The following is a 4,410-nucleotide window of genomic DNA, read 5'->3' on the forward strand; positions in this document are numbered from 1 at the left end:
AAGGCATGACCGCTCTCGCCACACCACAGATCGAGGAGGTACCGCCCCTACAGATTACACCCAAGGCCGCCTGAACGATGCGGCCCGGTGGCACACCTGAAATTACACCACGTTGACGGACACGACCCATGGACCAGACGGTCCGAGCACAGCATCTGCGTCGGACCATGCCGCTCAAACGACGCGAATCTGCCCTTTTTCGCACCCCGTCAGGGTGCATCGGGTGTGCCCCTACCCTTACTGCTCAGTAAGCTGGCCGCCGTAGATGATGTGGTTCTTTCGGGCGCATCCCCGGATTCCGGCGGAGCACACGGGCCGGCGCATGAGCCGGCCAGCCGACTCAGTCTTGCCCCGCCTGACGCAGGCTTGCCCGTAAGGCTTCGAGCGCCTCCTCGCTCAGCGTTTCAGGCGTCAGCACCAGCCGGTCCCGCATGGCACGGCGCGTCAGCCGTATGAGGAAGGCCAGTTCCGGCGCCTCGAACGGGTCGTTTACCGCCAGCTCGCGCGACCGCTCGCCGTCGGTGATCGTCAGATGGAAGATGCGGGCTTCCAGTGCCGGCCAGGCCGGATCGGGTCGCGTGAAGAAGTCGATCGCGTCGGCATGGGCGAGGAGGTTGGACCAGTCCTCCGGAGCGATCTCATCGAGCGTGCGACCCTCCTCATGGTAGAGGGTTCCATGCGGGGTGAACCATCCCGAAATCCCAAGCGTGATGACGTCCGTCATGGGTCGGTTCCCTCCCCGTTGTCGGTCGGGCGCTGATGCTTGTGCCGGTCGTGTTCAGCACCGCTCGGAGCGGCAGGATGGCGCGGCATTGCGGCGGCCCCCGGATCGTTCCAAACCCTCTCGAACGCATGCTGAAGGCGAGCTGCAACAAGGGTGCATCCAGCCCGGTCGAGCAACGCCAATGCCAGGCGCATCAGCGCCAATGCCGTCCTGACATCGTGGTGTTCGACGTCGCTCATCGGCGGGCGTGATCCGGGTTAACGACGGGCCGATGGACATTGCCAGAGCCATCCTGTTCCGCAATCGGTCTGAGCTCGAGATGCGGCATCAGGTTGCGTCGGATCTGGTCGTCGGTGCCGGGGCCGTACCAGCCGGCGCAGCGGTCCTCTTCCGAGAACCGGTGCCACGCCATGAACGCGACATCCTCACTGATGGCGATGCCGTCGGCAGCCAGGACAGCCACGATCCGAAGTACGTCATCACGGTAGTCGACGCGCATCCGCTGCTCCCATTCGAGCGGCTTCAGAACCGCCTGGTAGCGTAGCCGTTCGTGCCCGGATCGATCGGTCATTCGCCCTCTCGCGTGCCGCTTATTCCTGAGGGGATCCCGAGCCGCTCACGCTGCTCGTCGCGGGTCGCGTAGCGGTCGGACCTGATACCTACAATTTCCGTCCGCGAGCCATGTCCAGCGGTCACGAGAGCGGCCCGGATCAGCTCGCCGACGTCATGCGAGCCGGCCTGCGCTTCAAGGCTGGCAAGCATGGGGTAAGGCAGGTCCAACATGACCCGGATCATCCAATCTCCCGCCTCGGTGCGGGTCGGGTAGCCGCCGTGTCCTGGCTCGCTCCAGTCGGTGCCGGCGAGGAGCAACCGCAGGTCCGTCGAAGGGTCGGCCGACGCATAGGGCGGGGTCTCACGGGAGGGCAAAGGCGTTAGTTTGAAGTCGCTCAGGTCGATGGTCATGGCGCGTCTCCGTTCAGGGTTTCCAGTTTATGCAAATCGGGCAGATCGGCTCCTCAGAGTCCGTAGGTGCACGGCGTCGAGAAGGTCGGCGCCAGCGCATCACGCCGGGACCAGAAGGTGGATTGGCCGTTGGGCGTTAGCGTGGTCGGGGGCACCGCGATCTCGACCATGGGACCGCGGATCTGGACTACCGTGCCGCAGTTGGTGACGGTTCCGATCGCGAGGTCGCGTCGGAAGGCTTCGTGCCGGTTCTGCTCGGCCTCTCGGTCGGCGACGTAGCTGTCCTGGGTGCGTTGGAACCATGCCGCAGAGCGGATCTGGTCGGGGCGGCAGGCATAGACGGCGGTGCGGGTCGGGACCATCGACACGCGGCTCATTAGCCGGCTGCCCAGGTCGCCTTTCGTCGCCACCTCGGTCGTGTCGAATGTGATCGCGACGAAGCCTCCGAGGACCTGGTCCGGTCCACGCGAGCACACGGCCGACATGCCGGACCAGAAGTGCTTGAACTCGCCCCGGGGCGGCAGCCTGCGGCCGAGCGCGCGATCGCGGAAGGTGCGTGCTGCGTCCCCCTCCTCCGGCTCGAGCCGACCGCCCTTGGCGCTACACTCCTGAGCGAAGGCATCGCGGGCGCGCTCGGCTGTCGCCGAGCCGTTGGTGGTAATCTTCTCGGAGAAGAAGGAGTAGCCGATGATCTCGTCAGCGTCGTCGAGCAGCGGGAAGACCTGCGGCGACGGGCGGGTCCGAAGCGACCCGCTGGTCTTCACGTCGGTATCGCCGCCGATGGTGGTGGGAAAGTCAGCGACACCGAGTGATTGCTGCGCCATGGCCGGAACGCCCGCCAGAGCCGCTGTGAGCGCCGCTACGGCTCGAAACGTACCCTGCCCTGCCATGACCGCCTCCCCGTCGTCTGGAGGCGTTCTCCGGCCCGTGAGCCGGGTGTTAGCAACCCTGCATAGCACAAGGCGCCGCCACCTTTAGGCGGAGCCCTGGACATGCGTGACGGCCACCCGGCCAACACCTAATTGCTGACCGGCTGCTATGTCTTGAGGTTGCTACGCCTCACCGCCGGGACTGACCGGGCGGCGAACGGACGCTATCACGTCGGGAGCGCCGAGCAAATGCGAAGCGTGGTGTCTCGCCCTGTCCGATAGGCAGCGGCGCACGGTTCGGATCAGCTGCGCCAGCTCCGGTGCTTCGAACGGCTCCGGGACGGTCAGCACCCGTGAGTGGTCGGCATGCACGAGACGTATGCTGTACGTGCGCGCGTCAGGGCGGACAGGCGCAGTCCCATTCGGAACCGGGCGGGTGAAGAAGTCACCGCCTCGGCCGCGGTGAGCAGCTCGGCGACCAGTGTCGGGTCGAGATCGGCGAAGTGGCGAACTCGCTCGCCAGCCCGGCCGGGAAAGTGCGCGATCCCGCCGGAGATCGTAATGCCGACCAGATCTCCAACCGTTTCCGGCTTAGAGCCGGTCACGCAGGCGCCCTGCCCTGCCTGGCGGCACGCCGCTCACGAGCACGACGGCGTCGTTTCTCGTCGCGCGCGACCTGAGCGGCGTCGATCACCGGTGCTTCGACAAGGCGAAATCCTTCCGCTCGCCGTGCAGCTTCCCTTCGTCGAGCTCGCTCTGCCTGAACCTCGAATCTCAGATCGGAGCGGGTGACCACGTAATCCAACTCGTGCTCATGCTGCCTGATCAGCGCGGCCAGCGCATGGACGGTCACCTCGTGGCCCACGGCCGCATCTAAAGCTTGTAGCCAGCGAGGTGACGCGTAGCGGTGACGTTGGACCCAAACATCGCGGCCGAGTTCCAGGCCTACTACCAGCGCCCATGCAACCGCATAGAGGCGGCTCGCTACCACAGGCGTCGTTCCGGTCACCTTGTCGACGACGGTGAGCGCGATCAGCCCGGCCCAGAAGGTTAGGATGCTGACCACCGGACACGGGTAGGTCCGGCTGACCTCCAGGCGAGCGACGAAGCGATCCAGCACCGGTATGGAAGCTTCCCTGTCCGCCGATGCACACTTCTCAGCAATTCGGTCGTCTTCCATCGGATCGCGCTCGCAAAAAGCTAGACGCGTGATATACGCTTTACGTATACTAGGCAAATGGTAGATGCCTGGTATGCGTTCTCCTGCTTCGTCTGACCTGCATTGTCTCATCGTGCACCTGCTCACAAAGGCACGCCGTGATGCCAAGCTGCGGCAGGTCGATCTCGCTGGGCGGCTAAGTTGGCAACAGGCCTACGTGTCGCGGTACGAAACCGGCGAGCGCCTGCTTGGCGTTGACGAGTATGTTGCCGTGGCATTGGCTATCGGGGTCGATCCGGTCATGTTGTTGAAGCAAGCTCTCGAGATTTCAGTTGGTAAGAGGGTTGACGAGCGACCAACTGAATAGCGGGCATCCGCTTGGTAGGTCGTGCCGGTGCGATCGACGAGGAGCGAGGCATGGACATGGTTCGTCGCAGACGCCGACATTACCCCATCCGTCCTTCGTCACCGCGTTACTGCACTGACTGGGGCCTGGATCGATCGAGCAAGTCGCTGCCCGGTCCTGACGATTTACGCTAGCGCACGGCACTGTGGACGCAATGCGACGCTAGGCCGCGTCTGCATTTAGCGCAGCCAGATCATGGCGCATGCGAGGTGAACGAAGCCCATGAAGGCGGAGATGGTCTTCTCGCAGCGCAAGGCGATGCGGCGGAAGCGCTTGAGCTTGTTGAAGA

The 4,410-nt window shown here is 64.7% G+C and carries 8 protein-coding genes and 1 pseudogene; 1 reads left to right on the forward strand and 8 read right to left on the reverse strand.

The features are described from left to right. Positions 1–340 precede the first annotated feature (340 nt). The 7 genes from ACGVWT_RS19045 to ACGVWT_RS19075 all read right to left on the reverse strand — a co-directional run bounded on the left by ACGVWT_RS19045 (position 341) and on the right by ACGVWT_RS19075 (position 3,736). Complete coding sequence (locus ACGVWT_RS19045; protein ID WP_066486878.1) at positions 341–724, reverse strand: hypothetical protein; 384 nt, start codon at positions 722–724, stop codon at positions 341–343. After that, positions 721–963, reverse strand: a complete 243-nt coding sequence (locus ACGVWT_RS19050; RefSeq protein ID WP_139143974.1) for a hypothetical protein — start codon at positions 961–963, stop codon at positions 721–723. The genes ACGVWT_RS19045 and ACGVWT_RS19050 overlap by 4 nt, the downstream gene beginning before the upstream one ends. Then, on the reverse strand, positions 960–1,295 hold the full coding sequence (locus ACGVWT_RS19055; protein WP_017980691.1) for a hypothetical protein: 336 nt from the start codon (positions 1,293–1,295) through the stop codon (positions 960–962). The genes ACGVWT_RS19050 and ACGVWT_RS19055 overlap by 4 nt, the downstream gene beginning before the upstream one ends. Next, positions 1,292–1,687, reverse strand: a complete 396-nt coding sequence (locus tag ACGVWT_RS19060; RefSeq protein ID WP_017980692.1) for a hypothetical protein — start codon at positions 1,685–1,687, stop codon at positions 1,292–1,294. Before ACGVWT_RS19060 ends, ACGVWT_RS19055 begins: the two co-directional genes overlap by 4 nt. Before the next feature lie 53 nt (positions 1,688–1,740). Continuing rightward, the gene (locus ACGVWT_RS19065; protein WP_394427799.1) at positions 1,741–2,577 is read right to left on the reverse strand and encodes a hypothetical protein; all 837 of its coding nucleotides are present in this window, start codon (positions 2,575–2,577) and stop codon (positions 1,741–1,743) included. A 323-nt stretch (positions 2,578–2,900) separates the two neighbouring features. Then, on the reverse strand, positions 2,901–3,161 hold the full coding sequence (locus ACGVWT_RS19070) for a hypothetical protein (RefSeq protein ID WP_241889898.1): 261 nt from the start codon (positions 3,159–3,161) through the stop codon (positions 2,901–2,903). Next, positions 3,158–3,736: a hypothetical protein gene (locus ACGVWT_RS19075; RefSeq protein ID WP_273691623.1), complete on the reverse strand. Its 579-nt coding sequence runs from the start codon at positions 3,734–3,736 to the stop codon at positions 3,158–3,160. Before ACGVWT_RS19075 ends, ACGVWT_RS19070 begins: the two co-directional genes overlap by 4 nt. 73 nt (positions 3,737–3,809) lie before the next feature. On the opposite strand from ACGVWT_RS19075, the gene ACGVWT_RS19080 reads away from it, so the two are divergent. After that, positions 3,810–4,082: a helix-turn-helix domain-containing protein gene (locus tag ACGVWT_RS19080; protein WP_394427802.1), complete on the forward strand. Its 273-nt coding sequence runs from the start codon at positions 3,810–3,812 to the stop codon at positions 4,080–4,082. A 218-nt stretch (positions 4,083–4,300) separates the two neighbouring features. Here ACGVWT_RS19080 and ACGVWT_RS19085 read toward each other — a convergent pair. Then, a pseudogene (locus tag ACGVWT_RS19085) lies at positions 4,301–4,410 on the reverse strand (IS5/IS1182 family transposase); the annotation flags it as partial.

The organism is Sphingomonas sp. S6 (genome assembly GCF_043498045.1).
Classification (GTDB): Bacteria; Pseudomonadota; Alphaproteobacteria; order Sphingomonadales; family Sphingomonadaceae; genus Sphingomonas.